Annotated in this window: 22 protein-coding genes and 3 pseudogenes; 16 read left to right on the top strand and 9 right to left on the bottom strand. The window is 67.5% G+C overall.

The genetic code is table 11. The features are described from left to right. Window positions 1–14 precede the first annotated feature (14 nt). The 5 genes from I3K84_RS11770 to I3K84_RS11750 all read left to right on the top strand — a co-directional run bounded on the left by I3K84_RS11770 (window position 15) and on the right by I3K84_RS11750 (window position 3,571). Window positions 15–692 carry an ABC-type transport auxiliary lipoprotein family protein gene (locus I3K84_RS11770; protein ID WP_196994558.1) on the top strand — a complete coding sequence of 226 codons (678 nt, stop codon included), beginning with the start codon at window positions 15–17 and terminating at the stop codon, window positions 690–692. Window positions 693–936: 244 nt separating this feature from the next. Next, the gene (locus I3K84_RS11765; RefSeq protein WP_011803720.1) at window positions 937–1,152 is read left to right on the top strand and encodes a CsbD family protein; all 216 of its coding nucleotides are present in this window, start codon (window positions 937–939) and stop codon (window positions 1,150–1,152) included. A 76-nt stretch (window positions 1,153–1,228) separates the two neighbouring features. After that, a complete protein-coding gene (locus I3K84_RS11760; RefSeq protein WP_196994557.1) occupies window positions 1,229–1,807 on the top strand; it encodes a hypothetical protein in 579 nt (192 codons plus the stop codon). 148 nt (window positions 1,808–1,955) lie between these two features. Then, window positions 1,956–2,462: a hemerythrin domain-containing protein gene (locus I3K84_RS11755; RefSeq protein ID WP_011803722.1), complete on the top strand. Its 507-nt coding sequence runs from the start codon at window positions 1,956–1,958 to the stop codon at window positions 2,460–2,462. A 179-nt stretch (window positions 2,463–2,641) separates the two neighbouring features. Next, window positions 2,642–3,571, top strand: coding sequence for a sensor domain-containing diguanylate cyclase (locus I3K84_RS11750; RefSeq protein WP_196994556.1), 930 nt, complete (start codon window positions 2,642–2,644; stop codon window positions 3,569–3,571). Between the two features lie 3 nt (window positions 3,572–3,574). On the opposite strand, the gene I3K84_RS11745 is transcribed toward I3K84_RS11750, so the two are convergent. Continuing rightward, window positions 3,575–4,213 (bottom strand): MarC family protein, encoded by a 639-nt coding sequence (locus I3K84_RS11745; RefSeq protein ID WP_011803724.1) that lies wholly within the window; start codon window positions 4,211–4,213, stop codon window positions 3,575–3,577. Further along, on the bottom strand, window positions 4,213–4,959 hold the full coding sequence (locus tag I3K84_RS11740; RefSeq protein WP_196994555.1) for an SDR family oxidoreductase: 747 nt from the start codon (window positions 4,957–4,959) through the stop codon (window positions 4,213–4,215). The genes I3K84_RS11745 and I3K84_RS11740 overlap by 1 nt, the downstream gene beginning before the upstream one ends. Window positions 4,960–5,066: 107 nt before the next feature. Here I3K84_RS11740 and I3K84_RS11735 point away from each other — a divergent pair, with 107 nt between their 5' ends. Next, window positions 5,067–5,756, top strand: coding sequence for a dienelactone hydrolase family protein (locus I3K84_RS11735; RefSeq protein ID WP_196994554.1), 690 nt, complete (start codon window positions 5,067–5,069; stop codon window positions 5,754–5,756). 87 nt (window positions 5,757–5,843) lie between these two features. Here I3K84_RS11735 and I3K84_RS11730 read toward each other — a convergent pair. The 7 genes and pseudogenes from I3K84_RS11730 to hemB all read right to left on the bottom strand — a co-directional run. After that, window positions 5,844–6,488, bottom strand: a pseudogene (locus tag I3K84_RS11730) (MFS transporter); the annotation flags it as partial. Window positions 6,489–6,756: 268 nt separating this feature from the next. Beyond that, window positions 6,757–7,680 (bottom strand): annotated as a pseudogene (locus tag I3K84_RS11725) (DHA2 family efflux MFS transporter permease subunit); the annotation flags it as partial. 10 nt (window positions 7,681–7,690) lie between these two features. Further along, window positions 7,691–8,899, bottom strand: coding sequence for an efflux RND transporter periplasmic adaptor subunit (locus I3K84_RS11720; protein WP_196994553.1), 1,209 nt, complete (start codon window positions 8,897–8,899; stop codon window positions 7,691–7,693). A 37-nt stretch (window positions 8,900–8,936) separates the two neighbouring features. Beyond that, window positions 8,937–10,489, bottom strand: a pseudogene (locus tag I3K84_RS11715) (efflux transporter outer membrane subunit). 58 nt (window positions 10,490–10,547) lie between these two features. After that, entirely contained in the window at window positions 10,548–11,063 is a 516-nt protein-coding gene (locus tag I3K84_RS11710) for a MarR family winged helix-turn-helix transcriptional regulator (RefSeq protein ID WP_088887839.1), read from the bottom strand. A 104-nt stretch (window positions 11,064–11,167) separates the two neighbouring features. After that, window positions 11,168–12,373, bottom strand: a complete 1,206-nt coding sequence (locus I3K84_RS11705; RefSeq protein ID WP_196994552.1) for a magnesium transporter CorA family protein — start codon at window positions 12,371–12,373, stop codon at window positions 11,168–11,170. A 39-nt stretch (window positions 12,374–12,412) separates the two neighbouring features. Next, window positions 12,413–13,420, bottom strand: coding sequence for a porphobilinogen synthase (hemB, locus tag I3K84_RS11700; protein ID WP_011803732.1), 1,008 nt, complete (start codon window positions 13,418–13,420; stop codon window positions 12,413–12,415). A gap of 160 nt (window positions 13,421–13,580) precedes the next feature. Here hemB and I3K84_RS11695 point away from each other — a divergent pair, with 160 nt between their 5' ends. From I3K84_RS11695 to tuf, 10 genes are all read left to right on the top strand, one after another. Beyond that, a complete protein-coding gene (locus I3K84_RS11695) occupies window positions 13,581–14,294 on the top strand; it encodes a ligase (RefSeq protein WP_196994551.1) in 714 nt (237 codons plus the stop codon). Window positions 14,295–14,504: 210 nt separating this feature from the next. Further along, a complete protein-coding gene (locus I3K84_RS11690; protein ID WP_011803734.1) occupies window positions 14,505–14,933 on the top strand; it encodes a CopD family protein in 429 nt (142 codons plus the stop codon). 97 nt (window positions 14,934–15,030) lie between these two features. Then, entirely contained in the window at window positions 15,031–16,128 is a 1,098-nt protein-coding gene (locus I3K84_RS11685; RefSeq protein WP_196994550.1) for a VanZ family protein, read from the top strand. 9 nt (window positions 16,129–16,137) lie between these two features. Next, window positions 16,138–16,479: a ferredoxin gene (locus tag I3K84_RS11680; protein ID WP_011803736.1), complete on the top strand. Its 342-nt coding sequence runs from the start codon at window positions 16,138–16,140 to the stop codon at window positions 16,477–16,479. 83 nt (window positions 16,480–16,562) lie between these two features. Next, the gene (locus tag I3K84_RS11675) at window positions 16,563–17,210 is read left to right on the top strand and encodes an alpha/beta hydrolase (protein ID WP_196994549.1); all 648 of its coding nucleotides are present in this window, start codon (window positions 16,563–16,565) and stop codon (window positions 17,208–17,210) included. A gap of 79 nt (window positions 17,211–17,289) precedes the next feature. Next, the gene (locus I3K84_RS11670; protein ID WP_196994548.1) at window positions 17,290–18,453 is read left to right on the top strand and encodes a D-alanyl-D-alanine carboxypeptidase family protein; all 1,164 of its coding nucleotides are present in this window, start codon (window positions 17,290–17,292) and stop codon (window positions 18,451–18,453) included. A gap of 150 nt (window positions 18,454–18,603) precedes the next feature. Next, entirely contained in the window at window positions 18,604–18,981 is a 378-nt protein-coding gene (gene rpsL, locus I3K84_RS11665) for a 30S ribosomal protein S12 (RefSeq protein ID WP_003059441.1), read from the top strand. 170 nt (window positions 18,982–19,151) lie between these two features. Continuing rightward, on the top strand, window positions 19,152–19,625 hold the full coding sequence (rpsG, locus tag I3K84_RS11660) for a 30S ribosomal protein S7 (protein WP_011803739.1): 474 nt from the start codon (window positions 19,152–19,154) through the stop codon (window positions 19,623–19,625). A 157-nt stretch (window positions 19,626–19,782) separates the two neighbouring features. Continuing rightward, window positions 19,783–21,891 carry an elongation factor G gene (gene fusA, locus I3K84_RS11655; protein ID WP_196994547.1) on the top strand — a complete coding sequence of 703 codons (2,109 nt, stop codon included), beginning with the start codon at window positions 19,783–19,785 and terminating at the stop codon, window positions 21,889–21,891. Between the two features lie 184 nt (window positions 21,892–22,075). Next, window positions 22,076–23,266, top strand: a complete 1,191-nt coding sequence (gene tuf, locus I3K84_RS11650) for an elongation factor Tu (RefSeq protein ID WP_011803741.1) — start codon at window positions 22,076–22,078, stop codon at window positions 23,264–23,266. The last annotated feature ends 22 nt before the right edge of the window (window positions 23,267–23,288 follow it).

The following is a 23,288-nucleotide window of genomic DNA, read 5'->3' as shown; positions in this document are numbered from 1 at the left end:
ATTGCAAGGACCCTATGATGACTATTAAAATGATAGCTGTTGGCGCTCGCCAGATAAGCGTTAAAGCCATTTTTGGCTTCACATTTATGGCGCTGATGGCAGGCTGCTCCATCCTCCCCGAGCCACCGGTGCGCGCCGATGTGTACGACTTCGGCCCGGGCCCCTTGCAGGCGCCGGGCCCCGCGGCCAGCGCGCCGCTGCCCCCGATCGCGCTGGCCGAGGTGACCGCCACGGGCCTGCCCGAGGGCAGCACCGCGCTGCTGTACCGGCTGGCCTATACCAACGCCCAGCAACTGCGCCCCTACACCCAGGCGCGCTGGAGCCTGCCACCCGCCGTGCTGCTGCACCAGGCGGTGCGCGAGCGCCTGGGCCAGCGCCGCGCGGTGCTCTCAGGCGACGACGGCATGGCCGTGTTGCTGGAGCGCGGCCGCATGCCCAGCGTGCTGCGCCTGGAGCTGGAGGAGTTCAGCCATGTGTTCGGCGCGCCCCAGGCGAGCGCCGGCCTGGTGCGTGTGCGCGCCGTGCTGGCCGACGCGAGCACCGCGGGTGAGACGCTGGTCGCGCAGCGGGTGTTCGTGGCGCGGCGCGATGCCGCCACGCCCGATGCCGCCGGCGGCGCCAAGGCCCTGGCCGATGCGGCGGCCCAGGTGGCCGAGGAGCTGGCCGCATGGGTGGAGCAGTCCGGCCGCTGAGCGCCTGCGCCCTTCCCACCCCCAGAGACATGCTGCGCATGTCTCTTTTTTTTGCCTGCCGCGCACCGGCGACGGCGCGGAGGCCTACATGCCGCTGTCGCCCTGGGCTGACGCGGCTTGCGTGCGCGCACCGACGCGCTGCCGCCGGGCACCTGCCTAGAGTCCATTCATCGCCTCGCAATGCCCGGCGCTGTACAGGGGCCAGGCAGGCGATCCCTCAACAACCGCTACAGGAGAGTGACGTATGAACGAAGACCGCATTGAAGGCAACTGGAAGCAGTTCAAGGGCAAAGTGAAGGAGCAATGGGGCAAGCTGACCGACGACGACCTGGACGTCATCGCCGGCAAGCGCGACCAGCTGCTGGGCAAGCTGCAGGAGCGCCACGGGCTGGCCCGGGAGGCGGCCGAGGAACAGCTCAAGGGCTGGGAGCAGCGCAACCCCGACTTCCGCTACGACTGACGCAACGCGCCGCAGGGGCATGACTCGCGCGCCCTGCGGGATCCAATTTCCATCACATTCATCTGGAGGACATTCCATGAAAAACGCACGCAATCTGCTGGCCCTGGCGGCCGCTGCCCTGATGGCCACTTCGGGCATGGCCATGACCAAGGAGGAATACAACGCCGCCAAGGACCGCATCGGCGCTGACTACAAGGCTGCCAAGGCGCAGTGCGACACCCTGAAGGGCAACGCCAAGGACGTCTGCATGAAGGAGGCCAAGGGCCGCGAGAAGGTGGCCAAGGCCGAGTTGGAAGCCCAGTACAGGCCCAGCGACAAGGCCACCTACAACGTGAACGAGGCCCGTGCCGATGCTGACTATGAAGTGGCCAAGGAAAAATGCGACGACCAGAAGGGCGACGCCAAGGACATTTGCGTGAAGGACGCCAAGGCCGCCCATGTGGCCGCCAAGGAAAACGCCAAGGTGCAGCGCGCGCAGGCCAAGCCCGCCGACTCCACCGCCGAGAAGCGCGCCGATGTCGCAGAGGCCAAGAAGGACGCCGCAGAGGCCCAGCGCGAAGCCAACTACAAGGCTGCGAAGGAGCGCTGCGACACCATGAGCGGTGACGCCAAGGACAAGTGCGTGGCCGATGCCAAGCGCACCTACGGCCAATAAACCGGCAAACATGTGCAGCCCCGCCTCTGGCGGGGCTTTTTTTGTCCCCCACCAGCGGCACCGACATGACATGTGTCAATACCGCCGGTGGCGGTTTTTCTTAAGCTCGCGCCGCTTCACAACGCCGCACAGGAAGGAAAGACCGCCCATGGCCGCATTGCAATGGTCCGAGGAACTCGCACTGGATCTGCCGCAGATGGACCACACGCACCAGGAATTCGTGGCACTGCTGCAGGCCGTGGAGAGCGCAGACGACGTGGCGCTCATCGGTGCCTGGGAAGACCTGGTGGCGCACACCGACGCCCACTTCGCCCAGGAGGACCGCTGGATGCAGGCCACCCGCTTTGCCGCGGGCAACTGCCACAGCACGCAGCACCAGGTGGTGCTCAAGATCATGCGCGAGGGCACCGACCGCGCGCGCCAGGGCGAGCTGCATGTCCTGCGTGAGATGGCTGCAGAGCTGGCCGTATGGTTCCCCCAGCATACGGACGCCATGGACGCGTCCCTCGCCCAGCACCTGCGCCGCGTGGGCTTCGACCCCGCCACGGGCAGCGTGCAGAAGCCGGGCGCGCTGCCCGACGATCTGATCCACGGCTGCGGTGGGGCCTGCTCTTCGGGTGACGACACCCCCGCCCAGCCCGCCGCCGTGGCCTGAACGATCGGCCGGCTCAGCAGAACTGCAAAACTGGGGCGGTGCGGCGCCGCGCCGGGTGCGTGTGGCGCTTGGCGACAGGTTGTGCCGGAGTGGCGCGGTGTGGCGTCCCGCGCCCGCCACGGTTGCTGTCGCGTCGCCCCGCTAAGCTTGCTGCGTTTTCACGGCCAGCCGGAGCCCCCATGACGCCGCATGAACCACCCGAAAGCGCGCTCTATCGCACCCTGCTCGAATCCACGCGCGCCATTCCGTGGAAGATCGACTGGGCCACGGCGACCTTTGCCTACATCGGGCCGCAGATCGAGGACCTGCTGGGCTGGGCGCCCACCAGCTGGCGCACCGTGCAGGATTGGGCTGACCGCATGCACCCCGACGACCGGGACCGGGTGGTCAACTTCTGCATTTCGCAATCCCAGTCGGGCGTGGACCACGAGGCGGACTACCGCGCGCTCACCACAGGCGGGGATTACGTGTGGATCCGCGACGTGGTGCATGTGGTGCGCGACTTGCAGGGCAATGTGGTGTCGCTCGTGGGCTTCATGTTCGACATCACCGAGCGCAAGCAGAACGAACACCAGCTGCTGCAACTGCAGCAGGTGCTGCAGGAACTGTCATTCCGCGACGGGCTCACGGGCGTGAACAAACGCCGCAAGTTCGACGCGGAGTACGAGCGCGAATGGCAGGAGGCGCAGCGCACCGGCGAGCCGCTGTCGCTGCTGATGTTCGATGTGGATTTCTTCAAGAGCTACAACGACCAGTACGGCCACGTGGAGGGCGACGAGTGCCTGCGGCGCGTGGCCCGCGCGCTGCAGCAGGCCGCCCACCGCCCGCGCGACTGCCTGGCGCGCTACGGCGGCGAGGAGTTCGTGCTGCTGCCCGGCGCGGATGCATCTTCCGCGCGCGCGGTGGCGCAGCGCTGCATGCAGGAGGTGGCCCACGCCGGTATCGTCCATGCGGCTTCGCCCCTGGGCCAGCAGCTCACGGTGAGCGTGGGCATGGGCACGGCCCTGCCCGGCACGCAGGATGACTCCAAGCGGTTCCTGGAAACGGTGGACCGCTGCCTTTACCGTGCCAAGCACGCGGGGCGCAACCGCATCGAGGCCACGGCCTGACCGCTATGAACGCGCGGCCAGCACCGGGAACAGCTTGCTCAGCCCGTCGGCCATCACCTCCACGGCCAGCGCCGCGAGGATCAGCCCCATGAGCCGCGTCATCACGTTGATGCCCGTCTTGCCGAGCACGCGCTCGATGGGCTCGGCCAGTGCAAAGCACAGCGCCGTGGCCGCGCCCACCACCACGCCGTAGCCCACCAGCGCCAGGTGCTGCCAGATGCTCTGCGCGCGGTCGGCGTAGATCACCACGGTGGACATGGCCGCCGGCCCCGTGAGCAGCGGGATGGTCAGCGGCACCACGGCGATGCTGCTGCCCGCAGCCGCCTTTTCGGCGCCCTGCTCCAGCTCGTGGGTGTGCGGCTTGGCCTCGGCTGGCTGCGCATTGAGCATGTTCATGGCGCTGATCAGCAGCAGCATGCCCCCGCCCACCTGGAAGCTCTGCAGCGAGATGTTGAAGAAGTCCAGGATCTGCAGGCCGACGAGCGCGCAGGCCGCGATCACGCAAAACGCGCTGAACGCCGCCACCTGGACGGTGCGCCGGCGCTGCGCTGCGTTGAAACCGCTGGTGTAGTGGATGAAGAACGGCACGATGGCCAATGGATTCACGATGGCCAGCAGCGTGATGAGCGGCTTCAAGTCCATCAGCGTCCCCCGGCAATGTCCATGAGCGTGGCCGAGGTGTAGCTGGCCGCGTCCGACATCAGCCACACGATGGCCTCGGCCACTTCCTCGGGCGTGCCGCCGCGCCCCATGGGCACCTGGCCTGCCAGGTCGCGCACGCGGTGGGGCAGGCCACCGCTGGCGTGGATATCGGTGTCGATCAGGCCGGGGCGCACGGCATTCACGCGGATGCCCTCGCCGCCCACCTCGTGCGCCAGGCCTATGGTGAGCGTGTCCAGCGCGCCCTTGGACGCCGCATAGTCCACGTACTGATGGGGCGCACCCAGCCGGGCCGCGATGCTGGACACGTTGACGATGCTGCCGCCGGCGCCGCTATGGCGCGTGCTCATGCGCAGCACCGCCTCGCGCACGCAGTAGAAGGCGCCCAGCACGTTGATGCTGAACATGCGCCGCAGGCGCTCGCCGTGCATTTCGTCCACGCGGGCAGGGCGGTCCACCACGCCCGCGTTGTTCACCAGTGCCGTGAGGCGCCCCAGGCGGTGGTCCACGGTCTCGAACAGAGTCACCACGTCGGCCTCCACCGCCACATCGGCCTGCACGGCGATGGCGCGCCCGCCCGCGGCCTCGATCTGGCGCACCACGCCGTTCGCGGCCTCGGCGTGGCGCAGGTAGTTGATGGCCACGGCCCAGCCGCGCTGCGCGGCCAGTACGGCGGCGGCAGCGCCGATGCCCCGGCTGCCGCCGGTGATCAGAACAATCTTGTCCATGTACGGGTGACTCCTGCAAGAATGGCGCATTGGAACAGGTTTGCGGCGCTGACGCGTATCGTCCACGCGCCTGCATTCCCTTCGCTCAACGCCTCAGGAGACACGACATGGGACAGTGGGTGGACCTTACCGCCAGCGACGGATTCACGGCCCCCGCCTGGGTGGCGCGCACCGACGGCGCGCCGCGCGGCGCGGTGGTGGTGCTGCAGGAGATCTTCGGCGTCAACGCCCACATCCGCGCCGTGACCGACCGGCTGGCCATGCGCGGCTACCTGGCGGTGGCGCCGTCCACCTTCGCGCGGGTGCAAAAGGGCGTGGACCTGGGCTACAGCGATGCCGACATGAAGGCCGGCCGGGCACTCAAGGCCGCCGTGGAGGGGTTGCCCGCGCCGGGCGTGATGCCTGACATCCAGGCCGCCATCGACTATGCCGCGCGGCACAGCGACTGCAAGGTCGGCGTGGTGGGCTTTTGCTGGGGCGGGCTGCTCACCTGGCGCGCGGCCTGCATGCTGCAGGGGCTGTCCGCGGCCGTGCCCTACTACGGCGGCGGCATGACCACGCCCGCCGAGGTGGCGCGCCAGCCGCGCGTGCCGGTGCTGGTGCACTTTGGCGAGCGCGACCAGTGGATCCCGCTGGACAGCGTGCAGGCCTTTGCCCGCGCGCACCCCGAGGCGCAGGTGCACGTGTACGCGGCGGACCACGGCTTCAACTGTGACCAGCGCGCCAGCTACGACGAGGCCGCCGCCATGACCGCGCGCGACCGCACGCTCGCCTTCCTGGCACGGCACGTCGGCTGAGATTTATAGAGAAAATCACTGCTAGCGCCCACCTGGTAAGCGCTAGCAGCTAGATTATTGATAGCGTTTTCGCATCGACATCGCCGCTCAATGTGCACCGGCCGCGGCGTCGGCGCTGCCGCTGGCAGCGCGCGTGGGGTGGGCCAGCCACACCAGTGGGATCAGCAGCAGGAACAGCAGGGCCGAGGCATAGAAGATGTCGTTGGCCGCGAGCATGAAGGCCTGCTGGTTCACCAGCCGCTCCACCTGGGCCAGTGCCTGCTCGGGCGTGAGACCCCCGGCCTGCAGGCCCTGCAGCGCCTGCGTGAACGGCAGGTGGCCCTGGTGCAGGCCTTCGGTCAGCTGGGCATGGTGCAGGCTGGCGCGCCGCTCCCACAGCGTGGTGGTGACGGACGTACCCACCGCGCCGGCCGTGATGCGCATGAAGTTCGATAGCCCCGAGGCCGCCGGGATGCGGTCGGGCGCAATGCCCGACAGCGTGATCGTGACCAGCGGGATGAAGAAGAACGCCATCGCCACGCCCTGGATGATGGTGGGCACCATGATGGTGGCCAAATCTGCCTGGGTGTTGAAATTGGAGCGCATCCACAGCACCAGCGCAAACACCAGGAAGGCCAGCGTGGCAAAGCGGCGCGGGTCCACCTTGGCGATGTTCTTGCCCACCAGGGGGGACAGCACCATGGCCAGCAGGCCCACGGGCGCCATCACCTCGCCGGCCTGCGTGGCGGTGTAGGGCCTGTTCACACTATTTTTGCCAGTGCGAATGGCGTGAAAACCGCGCCAATCTAGGCGCGTGACGACGCCAAGGCCGGGGCCTTGGCTAGGAGGGCAACGACGCGTGGCGCGGTTTTCACTCCGTTCCCTCCGGGTTGCGATCAAAAAGGGCCATTCGCGGCGTTGCCAAGCCTCGCTGGGGTAGCACCCCAGCTTCGTTTGGCGCCTTGCGCCTGGCCCTTTTTGATCGCAACGCATCTGGCAAAAATAGTGTGAACAGGCCCTGGCCCATGTACTGCTGCAGCCACAGCGGCAGCAGCACCACGTTGCCGAAGAACAGGCCGTAGCCCACGGAGGTGGCCAGCGCACCGGCCCAGAAATTGCGGATGCGAAACAGCGCCAGGTCCACCACGGGGTGGTCCTCGCCACGCTCCCAGACCACGAAGGCCACCAGGCCCACGAGCGCGACCAGGCCGCAGGCCACCACCCAGGGCGACTCGAACCAGTCGTGCTCCTTGCCGATGTCCAGCATGACCTGCATGGCACCCACCCAGATCACGAGCAGCGCGAGGCCGATGGAGTCGATGGGCAGCGCGCGCCGCTCGGTCTCGCGCTGGTGGAAGATGCCCCAGATGACCACCACGGCTGCAATGCCCACGGGCACGTTGATGTAGAAGATCCACGGCCAGGTCATGTTGTCGGTGATCCAACCGCCCAGCAGCGGCCCCATGACCGGCGCGATCAGCGTGGTCATGGACCACATGGCCATGGCCAACCCCGCCAGCGCGCGCGGGTAGCTGGACAGCAGCAGCGACTGCGACAACGGGATCATCGGCCCCGCCACGAAGCCCTGCAGCGCGCGCGCCGCGATCAGCAGCGCCATGTTGGGCGCCAGGCCGCACAGCAGCGACGCGATCACGAACAGCGCCACGCTCGCCACGAACAGGCGCACCTGCCCGAAGCGCTGCGACAGCCAGCCCGTGAGCGGCACCGCGATGGCGTTGGCCACGGCAAAGCTGGTGATCACCCAGGTGCCCTGGGTGGGGCTCACGCCCAGGTCGCCCGCGATGGCGGGCAGGGACACGTTGGCGATCGACGTGTCCAGCACGTTCATGAAGGTGGCCGCCGACAGGGCCAGCGTGCCCCACAGCCGGGCGCTGCCCGTGAGGGGTGGCGGCGGCAGCGGCGGTGTGTGTGCGGGTGCGGTCATGCGCGTCGGCTCAGAGCGTGCCCAGGTTGGCGCGGATGATGCGCGCCACGTCGGCATCGGCACCCTTGTCCAGCGTGTCGTACACGGCCGTGCTGGCCACCGCGTCCTTGCGCGGCGCATCGGCCAGCGCGGGGCCGCTGCGGTCCTGCGTGTCCACGCTCACGTTCATCGACAGGCCCACGCGCAGCGGGTGCTCGGCCAGCTGCCCGGCATCCAGCGCGATGCGCACGGGCACCCGCTGCACCACCTTGATCCAGTTGCCGGTGGCGTTCTGCGCCGGCAGCAGCGCGAAGGCCGCGCCCGTGCCCACACCCAGCCCGGCCACGGTGCCGGTGTATTTCACTTTCTTGCCGTACAGGTCGGCGACGAGCGTGGCGCGCTGGCCCAGGCGCAGGTTGCGCAGCTGGTTCTCCTTGAAATTGGCGTCCACCCAGACCTCGCGCAGCGGCACGATGGTCATCAGCGGCGTGCCCGCGGCCACGCGCTGGCCCAGTTGCACCGTGCGCCGCGCAACGTAGCCGTCCACGGGTGCGGGCAGGGCGGTGCGGCGATCGGCCAGGTAGGCCTCGCGCACCTTGGCGGCTGCGGCCTGCACGCTGGGGTGCTGCGCCACGGCCACGCCCTGGGTGAGCGACTGGTTGCTGGCGAGCTGCTCGCGCGCGGCGGCCACGCCTGCCTGCGCAGCGGCCAACTGCGTGCGCGCGGTCTGCAACTGGCTCTGCGCGTGGCGCAGTTCCTCCTGCGAGACGGCGCCCTCGCCGGTCAGGGCCTGGCGGCGGCGCAGGTCGTCCTCGGCGCGCGCGATCTCGGCCTGGGCGCGTGCGGCCTCGGCCTCGCGCAGGCGCACCTGCGCGGCCAGGGCGCTGTTGTTGGCGTACAGCGTGCGTGTCTGCCGCACAGCCTGCGCCAGGTTGGCCTCGGCCTGCTGCAGCGCCACGCGCGCGTCAGCCGGGTCCAACTGCACCAGCGCGGCGCCGGCGCGCACGAAGTCGGTGTCGTCGGCCAGGATGGACATCACCGTGCCGCCGGTCTGCGGCGTGATCTGGATGACGTTGCCCTGCACGTAGGCGTTGTCGGTGTGCTCGTAGTGGCTGGCGACCAGCCAGTCGTACAGGCCCCAGGCGCAGCCGGCGAGCACGACGACGCCGGCCAGGGTGAACAGCGCCTTGCGGCGGGAAGCCTTCGACGCGGTGGAAGGGGTGGAGGGAGTTGCGGTCATGGTGGACAAGGGCAAAAAAGGGGGAATGGGGGCGAATTCAGCGGGCGGCCGCCACCGTGGGGGCCGCTTGCGGGGCTTGCGCCATGGGCGGCGGCGTGGCCGCATAGCCGCCGCCCAGGGCGCGCATCACGCCCACCTGGTTGTCCAGCCGCCGTGCGGTCAGGTCCACGGCCAGGCGGCGCTGGGCCAGCACCTGGCTTTCGGCCGACAGCACTTGCAGGTAGGTGCCCAGGCCTGCCTCATAGCGGCGCCGCGCAATGCCATAGGCGGCCTGCGCGGATTCGCCGGCCTGGCGCTGCTCCGCGATCTGCCGTGCGATCGAGCTGCTGCTGGCCAGTTGGTCGGCCGCGTCGCGCACCGCTTCCAGCAGGGCGGCGTTGTAGCTTTCGACGGCGGCGTCCCGGTCGGCCGCCTTGCCGCGCAGGTTGGCGCGCAGGCGGCCGGCATCGAAGATCGGCAGGCGCAGCGCCGGGCCCACTCCCCATTCACGGCTGCCGGCCTCGATGAAACGGTCCAGCCCCACGCTGGCCAGGCCCACGAAGGCGGTCAGGCTCACGTTGGGATAGAACTGCGCCCGCGCCACGCCCATGTCCTGGGTGGCGGCTTCCACGCGCCAGCGCGCGGCCGCCACGTCGGGGCGGCGGCCCAGCAGGTCGGCGGGCACGGCGGCGGGGGGTTCTGAAAAATGGATAGCTGCCAGCGCTCGTGGGGTCGCGTCTGGGCCGTCTGGGGGTCTGCAATCAGCGCGCCCAGCGCGTTGCGTGCCAGGGCTTCCTGCTCGCGCAGCGCCTCGATCTGCTGGCGCGCTTCGGGCAGGGCGCCTTCGCTTTGGCGCAGCTCCAGCTGGGTGTCCAGTCCGGCCTGCACGCGCCGCTGCACCAGTTGCAGCATTTCGGTGCGCTGCTGCAGCGTGCGCTCGGCCACGGCGCGCTGGGCCTGCCAGCGTGCCAGCTGGAAGTAGCCCTGCGCCACGCGGCTCGCGAGCAGCAGGCGCGCGGCCTCGGCGTCGGCGCGCGCGGCCTGGGCCTCGCCCAGCGCGGCGGCGAGAGCGGCACGGTGTTTGCCGAAAAAGTCCAGCTCCCAACTGCCCGACAGGCGGGCGGTTTCCACGCTACGAACGGCGCCGGCCTGGCCGGGGGGGTACGGCCCGTTGGCGCTGTAGCGCTGGCGCGTGGCGTCCAGGCTGCCGTTGACCTGCGGGCTCTGGGCCGCGCGGGCGGTGTCGGCAAAGGCCTCGGCGCGCGCGATGCGGGCGGCGGCCTGTTGCAGCCCGGGGTTGCCTTGCAGGGCCTGGGCGATGAGCGCATCCAGCTGGGCATCGCCAAAGCTGCGCCACCAGTCGGCAGAGACCGCGGCCTGCGGCTGCACAGCAGCATCTGCGCCGGATGAGGACGCAGCGGCCAGGCCCAGGGAGGCAGGGTCGCGCATCCGGGCGTGAGAGTCGATACCCGCCATGTCGGCGCAGCCCGACAGCAGAGGCAGGGCCAGCAGGGCGACGGCCAGCGTGGCGCCATACAGCAGCGCACTGCCGCGGGGCGCGGTCGGAGGAGTAAGCGCCGGGGCGCTGGAGGGTGAGAGGTGGTTTTTCATGTTGTGGTCTCTCGGCAAAGGGCAAACGGGGCGGGCGGTAAGGCCCAGGCGCTGGCGCCTATGGCCCGCCTTCTGGAGGGCGTACGTTGGCGTAGATGCGTTTCAGGAAGTCGCGCAACTGCGCCTCTTCCTCGGCGGAGAAGCCCTGCAGCAGTTGGTCCTGCACCTCGCCCAGGAGGGCGGGCAGCTGGGCGGCGACGGCCTGGCCCTCCGGCGTGAGCGCGACATGCACCACGCGGCGGTCTTCCTGCGATCGCTCGCGCTGGCACAGGCCCTTGGCCTCCAGCCGGTCCAGCAGGCGCGTGAGGCCGCCCGCGTCCAGGTGGCACATGCGCGCCAGGGCCGCGGCGGTGCCGGGCGGGTCCAGCAGCAGGCGCAGCAGGGGTTTCCACTGCGCGTCGGTCAGGCCCAGGGGTTCCATGCGGCGCTCCACCTCATACCCCAGCAGGGTGGTGATGCGCCGCATCTGAAAGCCGATGCTGCGCTCGATCTCGAACGGTACCGGGAGCTCCGGGTCGGACAGCGGGCAGGCGGCATCCGCCGACAGGGGGGGCGGAATGGAAGGTGAATTCATGCCGCGACAATAGTTGACTGGTCAATCATTGTCAAAGCAAGAAAACACAACCCTGCTGGTAACCGGGACGGCGTGGCCGTGCAGCCGCGCGTGCGGCGAAGGGGTCAGCCCTGGCCGGTGCGCGCCAGGTAGCGCTTGCGCCAGAAGAACAGCGTGAGGCCGACGGCCGTGGCGGTCATGCTGCCCATGGCCCACCAGAAGCCGTCCTGCTTGTGCACCAAGGGGATGAACTCGAAGTTCATGCCGAAGATGCCGGCGATCAGGTTCAGCGGCAGGAACACGGCGGTGAGCGCCGTGAGCGTGCGCATGATGTCGTTGGTGCGGTTGCTCTGCGCCGAGAAGTGCATCTGCACCGTGGCCTCGGTGCTTTGCTCCAGCCGGCGCACGTGATGCACCACGCGCTCGATGTGCTCCAGCACGTCGCGGCTGCGCACCTTGAGCAGGTCCAGTTCGCGCAGGGCCGCCGGCGTGTCCGACGAGGGGGCCCAGGTCTCCAGCACCGCGCACCAGGCCTGCACGGCGGCGCGCTGGTCTTCGCAGATCTCGTCGAGCTGGTGCAGGGTCAGGCGCGCGTCCATCAGGGCGCGCCAGTTGTTGAAGCGTGTGCGCGGCTGCAGCAGCTCGGCCTGCCAGTGGTCGAGCTGGCGCGACAGCTCGCGGCGCAGGTCCAGGTAGTTGTCCACGATCTGGTTGACCATGCGCAGCATCAGGTCGGCCGGGCTGGCGGGCAGGCGCGTGCCGGCCACAGGGCCAGTGCGCAGTTCGCGCACCACGGCTTCGGCGGGCGTGGTGGGCGGCGCGCTGTCTTTGGGCGCCTCGGCCGGAGGCGTCGTCGTCGGAGCCGGCGGGGTGATCAGGCGCGCCGCGTAGGCATCGCGCACGGAGCAGTCGGCCGGGTGCACCGACAGCAGCACCTGGTCGAACACCGCGAAGCCCACGGGGCTGGTGTCGATGCGCCGCAGTACGGGCGGGCCGCCGCGCGCCGCCGCCGGCATGAGCGGGGCGGCCGCGGGGGCGAGCGATGCGCTCAGGCGGCGCACCACCAGCATGTCGTACTGCGAGGTGTAGTCGTAATGCGAGGGCAGCTGGGCGTTGAGCAGATCGGACACGTGCAGGTCCACCAGCTGCTGGCCCGTCAGCGCCTGCAGCACGCCCTGCAGGCGCGGCAGTTCGGCGCTGAACGCCGCACGTGTGCAGGCGATCCAGTGAAACCCCCGCGCGGGCGGCTGGGTGGGCAGCTCGGGCAGTTCCCGCGCTTGGGCGCCGGGCTGCAGGTGGAAGATGCGGATCGCCTGCGGGGTTAGGGTCAAATCGGCCTCCAGCGCTTATGGGGCAAGCGCAAGCAGCTATTATTTTGCGAGCAAACGCGCGGCGTCCAGCGCGAAGTAGGTCAGCACGCCGTCGGCGCCCGCGCGCTTGAAGGCCAGCAGCGACTCCATCATCACCTTGTCGTGGTCGAGCCAGCCGTTGGCCGCGGCGGCCTTGAGCATGGCGTACTCGCCGCTGACCTGGTAGGCGAAGGTGGGCACCTTGAACTCGTCCTTCACGCGGCGCACCACGTCCAGGTAGGGCATGCCGGGCTTGACCATGACCATGTCGGCGCCCTCGGCCAGGTCCAGCGCCACCTCGCGCAGGGCCTCGTCGGTGTTGGCCGGGTCCATCTGGTAGACGTTTTTGTTGCTGCGCCCCAGGTTGGCGGCCGAGCCCACCGCGTCGCGGAACGGGCCGTAGAAGGCGCTGGCGTACTTGGCGCTGTAGGCCATGATGCGGGTGTAGATCTGGCCGTGGGCCTCCAGCGCCTCGCGGATGGCGCCGATGCGCCCGTCCATCATGTCGCTGGGCGCGACCATGTCCACGCCGGCCTGGGCATGGGTCAGGGCCTGGCCTACCAGCAGTTCCACGGTCTCGTCGTTCAGGATGTAGCCGGTGTCGTCCAGCAGGCCGTCCTGGCCGTGGCTGGTGTAGGGGTCCAGCGCCACGTCGGTCATCACGCCGAGGTCGGGGAATTCGGCCTTGAGCTTGCGCACCACGCGCGGGATCAGGCCGTCGGGGTTCAGTGCCTCCTTGCCATCGGGCGTCTTGAGCGCCGCATCGATCGACGGAAACAGCGCGAGCACCGGGATGCCGAGCTTCACGCATTCCTCGGCCACGGGCAGCAGCAGGTCCAGGCTCAGGCGCTCCACGCCGGGCATGGACGCCACGGGTACGCGCAGGTTGGAGCCCTCGTGCACGAACACCGGGTAGATGAAGTCGTGCGGCGTGAGCACGGTCTCACGCACCAGGTTGCGGGTGAATGCATCGCGGCGCAGGCGGCGCGGGCGATTGGCGGGAAAGGGGGTGGGGCTGGACAGATGCATGGCGTCGATTGTCCTTCACTCCCATGCCGGGCTCCACCCCTGCGCTCATCCTTGCGCGGGCCTGCCCGTGGCCGCTGGTGGTAGCCTGTGCCACTTGCCATCTCGCCAGGAGTGCGCCATCACCACCGCAGCACAGGAGCACCGCTGGAACCAGCGGTACATGCAAACCGCAGTGACGCGGCCCTATTGGCGCGTGTGGACTTACGAAACGCCCGCGGTGGTGCTGGGCTGCTCGCAGCGCGCCTATCTGGACGGGGCACGCGCGCGCCTGGCGCTCGGCATGGAGTTGTTGCAGCGCCCGTCGGGCGGTGGTGCGGTGCTGTGCGGCCCGTGGATGGTGAGTTGTTCGGTGGTGCTGCCGCCATCGCACCCCTGGGTGCAGGGCCGCCTGCCCGACAGCTACCAGGGGCTGGGCCAACTGCATGCGCAGGTACTGGCTCCGTGGGGTGTGGCGGCGCGGGCGCTGCCGCCCGATCAGGTTGCCGCTGCCAACGTCCGCGGCGGGCCGGTGGTGCCCTGGGCCTGCTACGGCAGCCTTGCACCGTGGGAAGTGGTGGATGTGGCCGGCCGCAAGCTGGTCGGCCTGGCCCAGCGGCGCCAGCGCGCCGGCGTGCTGCTGGTGGCGGGCACCCTGGTCACGCCCCCGGACTGGGCGTTGCTGTGCCAGGCGCTGGACCAGCAGGGCGACGAAGCTGCACTGCGCGCGCGCACCGTTTCGTGCGCCGAACTCAGTGCCCGTGCGCCGGATGCGCAGCAGATGGCCCGCGCCTTGCGCGTGGCGCTGACACAGACGCTGGGTGAAGAAGCGGGCGACGGCGCGGGCGAGGCGGCGGACGACTCCGCGCGCCAGGCAACGGCGCCGAACCGTCCCTAGCGGACGCTCCATCTTGCGCACCCTGGCGGTGGGTGCTAGATTGGCCCCGGGCGGCCCCTCCGCCCCCCGCTTCACCTCCCTGAGCGGGCCCCGCTGCCTGCGACGCGGCGGGGTTTTCCGCCCGGATTTCCGGGCATTTTTTTTGCCTCATGGCGGTTCCGGGTCCCGACCGGGTCATGCAGCGCCGGCACCGCCACGTACACTGCGCCGATGCTCTGGGTCAAAGCCTTTCACATCGTCTTCGTCGCCAGCTGGTTTGCTGGCCTGTTTTACCTGCCGCGCATCTTCGTCAACCTGGCCATGGTGGCGCCCGGGTCGGTGGCCGAGCGGGAGCGCCTGCTGCTCATGGCGCGCAAGCTGCTGCGCTTCACCACGCTGCTGTCGGTCCCCGCCATCGCGCTGGGCCTGTGGCTGTGGCTGGGCTACGGCATCGGCAAGGGGCCGGGCAACGGCTGGCTGCACGCCAAACTGGCCGTGGTGCTGCTGGTGGTGGGCTACCACCACGCCTGCGCCGTACTGCTGCGCAGGCTGGCTTCCAACGCGGACCAGCACAGCCACCGCTGGTTCCGTTGGTTCAACGAGGTGCCGGTGCTGCTGCTGCTGGTCGCCGTGGTGTTGGTGGTCGTCAAGCCGTTCTGAGATGCAGCGGCTGCAGCGTTGCCCGGCTTCGTTTCCTCGCAATGGGGGCGGCGTGTGGCGGGCGGCAGCGGCCACGGCGCGAGGTGATTGAGAGGGCATGCACAAGACGTCCGCCTGGCCTCTGGCGCTCATCTACGCGGCGCTGATCGTCTTCGCCAGCCTGTTCCCGTTCGACGGGTGGCGCGAGCAGGGAATCTCGCCCTGGGTGTTCTTCTCGGCGCGCATCCCGCCGCCGTACTGGACCTGGTTCGACGTCAACATGAACATCGCGGGCTATGCCCCGCTGGGGTTCCTGCTGGCCCTGGCGGGCCTGCGCTCTGGCTGGCCGCGCGCGGCTGTGCCGTTGGCGGCACTGGCGGGTGCGCTGCTGTCGCTGGGCATGGAATACCTGCAGATCTTCCTGCCGCGGCGGGTGCCGTCCAACATGGACTTCGCGCTCAACGCGACCGGTGCGCTGCTGGGAGCGTTGGCGGCCGCGCTGCTGGAGCGCTTCGGGGCCATTGCGCGCTGGAGCCGCTTTCGCGAGCGCTGGTTCGTTCCGCATGCGCGCGGCGCGCTGGTGCTGTTGGCGCTGTGGCCCTGGGCCCTGCTGTTCCCGGCGGCGCTGCCCTTTGGCCTGGGGCAGATGTGGGAGCGGCTGGAGGCCGCGCTCATCGACGCGCTGCAGGACACGCCGTTTCTGCAGTGGCTGCCCGTGCGCGAGGCGCCGCTGGAGCCCCTGTCGCCGGGCGCCGAGCTCATGGCCGTCGCGCTGGGGCTGCTGATCCCCTGCCTGCTGGGCTACTGCGTCATGCGCCATGCGGGGCGCCGCATGGCCTTCGCACTGGCGACGGCCGCCGTGGGCGTGGGCGTGACGGCGCTGTCATCGCTGTTGAGCTACGGGCCCACGCACGCCTGGGAGTGGCTCACGCTGCCGGCCCGCATGGGCGTGCTCGTTGCCCTGGGGGCGGCCCTGGCGATGGCGGCCGTGCCGCGGCGCGGCTGCGCGGCGTTGCTGCTGCTGGCGCTGATGCTGCACCTGAACCTGCTCAACCAGGCGCCCGCCAGCGCCTACTTCGCACAGACGCTGCAGGCCTGGGAGCAGGGGCGCTTCATCCGCTTCTACGGCCTGGGGCAGTGGCTGGGCTGGCTCTGGCCCTATGGGGCACTCGTCTATGTGGTATTGCGGGTGTCGCGCCGCGATGGCGACTCCTAGAATCGTGCCATGAGCGACACCACCCCCCAGTACTACCAGCGCCACATCTTCTTTTGCCTGAACGAGCGCACGAACGGCGAGAACTGCTGCGCCCACCATGGCGCACAGCAGGCGTTTGACCGCTGCAAGATGCTGGTCAAGCAGCAAGGCCTGATGGGCCCCGGCAAGGTGCGCGTGAACAAGGCGGGCTGCCTGGACCGCTGCGCCGGCGGCCCCATCGCCGTGGTCTATCCCGAAGGGACTTGGTACACCTACGTGGATGAGAGCGACATCGACGAGATCGTGGAGTCGCACCTCAAGAACGGCGTGGTGGTCGAGCGCTTGCTCACGCCGCCGGAACTTGGCCGCTGATTTGCGCTCACTATCCTTTTTGTAGTGTTTTGGGCTCCAGCGCTTTCCCATCCAGCGCGGGCAGCTCTTGATTGGATAGCAACGTGAATGCCCAGACCGAACGCCTGACCCTCACGGGCGCCGCGGGCGCCATCGAGGCTGCGCGCGATGCCGCGGCCGACGGCGTACCGCCGCGCGGCGTGGCGGTGATCGCCCATCCCCACCCGCTCTTCGGCGGCACCATGGACAACAAGGTGGTGCAGACCCTGGCGCGCGCCTTTGTGGCCTGCGGCTGGACGGCCGTGCGTTTCAACTTCCGGGGCGTCGGCGGTACCGCTGGCGTGCATGACGAAGGGCGCGGTGAGCTGGAGGATTTGCTGGCCGTCGTCCGCCAGGTGGCGCCCGAAGGGCCTGGCGCCGTGCCGATTGCCCTCGCGGGTTTCTCCTTCGGCGCCTTCGTCACCAGCCACGCGCTGGCGCGGCTGTGGCCCGAGCGCCCAGTGGAACGCGCCGTGCTCGTGGGCACGGCGGCCAGCCGTTTCAAGGTGGCCGACGTACCCGCCGAGGCCCATCTGCGCACCCTGGTCGTGCACGGCGAAGCCGATGACACCGTGCCCCTGTCCGCTGTGATGGATTGGGCGCGCCCGCAGACACTGCCGGTTACGGTTGTGCCTGGGGGCGGTCATTTCTTTCACGGACAATTACCGCTGCTCAAGGGCCTGGTCATGCGCCACCTGCAATCCGCGCCCTGACGGCGCGGCACCATTTCTCTTGTCCCGGCCATGCGGTCGGGCCGTTTCTTCTCCCGTTTCCCGAGTGCCTGTTCCCACCATGAAGTCTCTGTTGTCCTCCCTGCGAACCCTTGCCTGCGCCGCCCTGATGGCCCCCGCCATCCTCTGGGCGCAGGTGCCCCAACCGCCGGAGATCGCCGCCCGCAATTACATGCTGGTGGACGTGACGGCCGGCCAGGTGCTGGCGACCAAGGACATCGACGCGCCGGTGGAGCAGGCTTCGCTGACCAAGCTCATGACGGGCTATCTGGTCTTTGACGCACTGCGCGCCAAGAAGATCACGCTGGAGCAGCGCCTGCCGGTGAGCGAGCGCGCCTGGAAGATGCCGGGTTCGCGCATGTTCATCGATCCCAAGATGCAGGTTCCGGTGGACGACCTGCTCAAGGGCATGATCGTGCAGTCGGGTAACGACGCCACCGTGGCCCTGGCCGAAGGTGTGGGCGGTACGGTGGAAAACTTCGTGCGCCTGATGAACGAGCAGGCCAAGGCGCTGGGCATGACGAACACCGCCTACAAGAACCCCGAGGGGTTGACCGAGCCCGGCCACACCACCACCGCGCGCGACCTGGCCACCCTGGCCACCCGGCTGATGCAGGACTTCCCCGAGTACATGCACTACTACTCGACCAAGCAGTACCGCTACGAGGGCACGCCCGCCTCCAACAGCAACAACCGCAACATGCTGCTGTTCCGCGATCCATCGGTGGACGGCCTGAAGACCGGCCATACCGCCGCCGCGGGCTATTGCCTGGTCGCCACGTCCAAGCGCGAGTTTCCCAATGTGGGGCAGCGCCGCCTGCTGTCCATCGTGCTGGGGGCCGCGAGCGAGAACGCCCGCGCCAACGAGAGCCAGAAGCTGCTGAACTGGGGCTACACGGCGTTCGATTCGGTCAAGCTGTTCGACGCTGGCCAGGCTGCCGCCACGCCCGCCGTGTGGAAGGGCACGCAGAGCACCCTCAAGATCGGCCGCCCCGAAGCCATCGTGATCACCGTGCCTTCGGGCAGCGCGGGCAAGGTCACGACCGAGATCGTGCGCAAGGACCCGCTGGTCGCACCCTTCACCAAGGGCCAGGCCATCGGCGCGCTGAAGGTGAAGTTGGGTGAGCAGCAGGTGGCCGAGGTGCCCCTGGTGGCGCTGGAGGATGTGGCACAGGCCGGCATCTTCGGCCGTGCCTGGGACGCTATTCGCCTCTGGATCAAGTAATCGCCACGCTTTGGAGGCGGCTCAGCCGGGGGTTCATCGTCCCCGGATTGCCTGTCCGCTTCCAAACTGGTACATTAGAAGGCTTTTCGGAATTTCCGAAGGGTTTCACGTTTTCGCTTTTTATAGCAATTCACGTTTAGGGACGTATTAATGCCAACCATTAACCAACTCGTGCGTCAGGGCCGCACGGTCGAAGTTGTCAAATCCAAAAGCCCTGCTATGGAAAACTGCCCCCAGCGCCGTGGCGTGTGCACCCGTGTGTACACCACGACGCCGAAGAAGCCTAACTCCGCTCTGCGTAAGGTCGCCAAGGTGCGCCTGACCAACGGTTTCGAGGTGATCTCCTACATCGGCGGTGAAGGCCACAACCTGCAAGAGCACAGCGTGGTGCTGGTGCGCGGCGGTCGTGTGAAGGACTTGCCCGGTGTGCGTTACCACATCGTGCGCGGTTCGCTGGACCTGCAAGGCGTCAAGGATCGCAAGCAGGCCCGCTCCAAGTACGGCGCGAAGAAGCCCAAGGCCAAGTAAGCCCTGGGCCTTTCGGTCTGAGATTTTTCGGTGCTGTTCCCGCGTGGCGCGGTGACACAGCGTAGTGACCCTAAACGCAGGTGTTCTGCGCGGGTCGAGTAAGTGGGAGTCCTGAATGGCTCTCGCGGTGCCGGGAACGGTGCCAACTGAAGCAAAGATAGAGGTAAAAAATGCCACGTCGTCGCGAAGTCCCCAAACGTGAAATCCTGCCGGATCCCAAGTTCGGCAATGTCGAGCTGTCCAAATTCATGAACGTGATCATGGAAGGCGGTAAGAAAGCAGTTGCAGAGCGCATCATTTATGGCGCCCTGGATTTGATCTCCCAGAAGCAGCCTGAAAAGGATGCTCTGGAAGTGTTCGTCACGGCCATCAACAACGTGAAGCCGATGGTCGAAGTGAAGTCCCGCCGTGTGGGCGGTGCCAACTACCAGGTGCCCGTGGAAGTACGTCCCGTGCGCCGTCTGGCCCTGTCGATGCGCTGGATCAAGGAAGCCGCCCGCAAGCGCGGCGAGAAGTCCATGGCCCAACGCCTGGCCAACGAGCTGATGGAAGCCACCGAAGGCCGTGGTGGCGCCATGAAGCGTCGTGACGAAGTGCACCGCATGGCCGAAGCCAACAAGGCCTTCAGTCACTTCCGTTTCTAATCAAACGGAAGTCATCAAGGGTTCACCTCGGTACACGATAAAGGCCGCTGACGTGCTGAAGCACGCGGCGGCCTGTGTTGATTGAGGCCCTGTCATCAAAGGTCGCGCGTTATCGATGCGCGATCGGATCCCCAAAGCGATCAACCAAGGATTCATCATGGCTCGCAAAACCCCCATCGAGCGTTATCGTAATATCGGTATTTCCGCCCACATCGACGCGGGCAAGACCACCACGACCGAACGTATCCTGTTCTATACCGGTGTGACCCACAAGCTGGGCGAGGTGCACGATGGCGCCGCCACGACCGACTGGATGGAGCAGGAGCAAGAGCGCGGTATCACGATCACCTCGGCGGCCGTGACCTGCTTCTGGAAGGGCATGGACATGTCCTACCCCGAGCACCGCTTTAACATCATCGACACCCCCGGCCACGTGGACTTCACCATTGAGGTGGAGCGCTCCATGCGCGTGCTCGATGGTGCCTGCATGGTGTACTGTGCCGTGGGCGGCGTGCAGCCCCAGTCGGAAACCGTTTGGCGTCAGGCCAACAAATACAAGGTGCCCCGCCTGGCCTTCGTGAACAAGATGGACCGTACCGGCGCCAACTTCTTCAAGGTGGTGGACCAAATCAAGACCCGCCTGAAGGGCAACCCCGTGCCCGTGGTGGTGCCGATCGGTGCCGAAGACAACTTCAAGGGTGTGGTCGATCTGCTGAAGATGAAGGCCATCATCTGGGACGAGGCTTCTCAGGGCATGAAGTTCGAGTACACCGACATTCCCGCGGAAGTCAAGGAGACGGCCGAGAAGTGGCGCGAGAACATGGTGGAAGCTGCGGCGGAAGCCAGTGAAGAGCTGATGAACAAGTACTTGGACGAAGGTACCTTGTCGGAAGAGGACATCAAGGCAGGTCTGCGTGCCCGTACCCTGGCCGTTGAAATCCAGCCTATGCTGTGCGGCACGGCGTTCAAGAACAAGGGCGTGCAGCGCATGCTGGACGCTGTGATCGACTACCTGCCCTCGCCCGTGGACATTCCTGACGTCGAAGGCACCGACCCCGACGACGAAGAGAAGAAGCTGGCCCGCAAGGCCGACGACGGCGAGAAGTTCTCCGCGCTGGCGTTCAAGCTGATGACCGACCCGTTCGTGGGTCAGCTGACCTTCGTGCGTGTGTACTCGGGCGTCCTGTCCAAGGGCGACACCGTGTTCAACTCGGTCAAGGGCAAGAAGGAACGTATCGGCCGTATCGTGCAGATGATGGCCAACGAGCGTATCGAAGTGGACGAGATCCGCGCCGGCGACATCGCTGCCTGCGTGGGCCTGAAGGATGTAACCACGGGTGAAACGCTGTCCGACGTGGACAACCCCATCATCCTGGAGCGTATGGTGTTCCCCGAGCCCGTGATCGCACAGGCCGTGGAGCCAAAGTCCAAGGCTGACCAGGAAAAGATGGGTATTGCCCTGTCGCGCCTGGCCTCCGAAGACCCGTCGTTCCGCGTGCGCACCGACGAAGAATCGGGCCAGACCATCATCGCCGGCATGGGCGAGCTGCACCTGGAAATCATCGTGGACCGCATGAAGCGCGAGTTCAACGTGGAAGCCAACGTGGGCAAGCCCCAGGTGGCCTACCGCGAAACCGTGCGCAAGACCGTCACCGATGTGGATGGCAAGTTTGTGCGCCAATCCGGTGGTAAGGGTCAGTACGGCCACGTGGTGTTCACGCTGGAGCCCCTGGAAGCAGGTAAGGGCTTCGAGTTCGTCGACGAAATCAAGGGCGGTGTGGTTCCTCGCGAATACATCCCTGCGGTGCAGAAGGGTGTGGAAGAAGCGCTGACCTCCGGCGTGCTGGCGGGCTACCCTGTGGTGGACGTTCGCGTGCGTCTGACGTTCGGTTCGTACCACGATGTGGACTCGTCCGAACAGGCGTTCAAGATGGCTGCTATCTTCGGCTTCAAGGAAGCGGCTCGCAAGGCCAACCCCGTCATCCTCGAGCCCATGATGGCCGTGGAAGTCGAGACGCCCGAGGATTACGCCGGTACCGTGATGGGTGACCTGTCCAGCCGTCGTGGCATGGTGCAGGGCATGGACGACATGGTCGGCGGCGGCAAGGTCATCAAGGCCGAAGTCCCGCTGTCCGAGATGTTCGGCTACGCCACGCAGCTGCGCTCCATGACGCAAGGTCGCGCCACGTACACAATGGAGTTCAAGCACTACGCTGAAGCTCCGCGCAACGTGGCCGAGGCCATCGTTGCTGCCCGCGCCAAGTAAGCTGGGCATGTAAGCCAAAAGAGCTGTTAGCGCTTATCTGATAGGCGATGGCAGCTCTTGTATTTATAGCAAGTTTCTTGCAATCTGCGATCCGGTGCCGTCCTGTTGCACTGTGCGGGCCGAGCCAGCAACCGGATGCAGACGTTAAACCCTCACACAGGCATTGCTCTTTTGGAGTTTGAAAATGGCAAAAGGTAAGTTTGAACGTACCAAGCCCCACGTGAACGTGGGCACGATCGGTCACGTGGACCATGGCAAGACGACGCTGACGGCGGCCATCGCCACGGTGCTGGCCAAGAAGTTCGGCGGCGAAGCCAAGGGCTACGACCAGATCGACAACGCCCCTGAAGAAAAGGCGCGCGGCATCACGATCAACACCTCGCACGTGGAATACGAAACGGCCACCCGCCACTACGCCCACGTCGACTGCCCCGGCCACGCCGACTACGTCAAGAACATGATCACCGGCGCCGCTCAGATGGACGGCGCCATCCTGGTGTGCTCGGCCGCTGACGGCCCGATGCCCCAGACGCGCGAGCACATCCTGTTGGCTCGCCAGGTGGGTGTGCCCTACATCATCGTGTTCCTGAACAAGTGCGACATGGTCGACGACGAGGAACTGCTCGAGCTGGTCGAGATGGAAGTGCGCGAGCTGCTGGACAAGTACGACTTCCCCGGCGACGACACCCCCATCATCCGCGGCTCCGCCAAGCTGGCCCTGGAAGGCGACCAGTCCGACAAGGGCGAGCCCGCCATCTTGCGCCTGGCCGAAGCTCTGGACACCTACATCCCCACGCCTGAGCGCGCCGTGGACGGTGCCTTCCTGATGCCCGTGGAAGACGTGTTCTCCATCTCCGGCCGCGGCACCGTGGTGACCGGCCGTGTCGAGCGCGGCATCATCAAGGTCGGCGAAGAAATCGAAATCGTGGGTATCCGCGACACGCAGAAGACCACCGTCACCGGCGTGGAAATGTTCCGCAAGCTGCTGGACCAAGGTCAAGCTGGCGACAACGTTGGTCTGCTGCTGCGCGGCACCAAGCGCGAAGACGTGGAACGCGGCCAAGTGCTGTGCAAGCCCGGCTCGATCAAGCCCCACACCCACTTCACTGCTGAAGTGTACGTGCTGAGCAAGGACGAAGGCGGCCGCCACACGCCCTTCTTCAACAACTACCGCCCCCAGTTCTACTTCCGCACCACCGACGTGACCGGCTCCATCGAGCTGCCGGCCGACAAGGAAATGGTGATGCCCGGCGACAACGTGTCGATCACTGTGAAGCTGATCAACCCCATCGCCATGGAAGAAGGCCTGCGCTTCGCTATCCGCGAAGGCGGCCGTACCGTGGGCGCCGGCGTCGTTGCCAAGATCATTGCGTAATCCAGCAAAGCACTGAAGGAAT

It is taken from the genome of Diaphorobacter sp. JS3051 (assembly GCF_015832135.1).
Taxonomy (GTDB): Bacteria; Pseudomonadota; Gammaproteobacteria; order Burkholderiales; family Burkholderiaceae_C; genus Diaphorobacter; species Diaphorobacter nitroreducens.
This window is presented reverse-complemented; position numbering and strand designations above follow the sequence as displayed.